Annotated in this window: 1 protein-coding gene; it reads left to right on the forward strand. The window is 57.7% G+C overall.

What is annotated here, in order from left to right:
* Nucleotides 1-423, forward strand: a 423-nt coding sequence (locus tag ACLD1X_RS29205; RefSeq protein WP_429373748.1) for a phage terminase large subunit family protein, incomplete at both ends; no start/stop codon positions are given.

Genomic DNA, 423 nt, shown 5'->3' on the forward strand with positions numbered 1-423 from the left:
AACGATGATTCGTGACAGTCCTGTGGTGCGCGCTTTGGCGCCCTGGTATGGGGTGAAGCATCGCGATAACACACTGGATGAAAAGCGCTTCGATAACGCCAAGATGCTGTGGTGCCTGGGTGGCACGGCGGCAAAAAACTACCGGGAGAAAAGCCCGGATGAAGTGATCTATGACGAGCTATCGAAGTTCAATGCGGACATCGAGGGCGAGGGGGCTCCGACCATTCTTGGCGACAAGCGCCTGGAAGGGGCCACGTTCAAAAAGTCCATACGCGGATCGACCCCGACGACAGTGGTTGTCGCTGACGACAATGAGGAAACCTCGGGAGAGGGCTGCCAGATCACGCGGGCGGCCAATGATTCCCCGCACTTTCTGCGCTTCAACATTAAGTGCCCGTGCTGCGGGACCGAGCAGTACCTGAA

Source organism: Pseudomonas sp. 18173 (assembly GCF_050432945.1).
In the GTDB taxonomy this organism is placed as follows: domain Bacteria; phylum Pseudomonadota; class Gammaproteobacteria; order Pseudomonadales; family Pseudomonadaceae; genus Aquipseudomonas.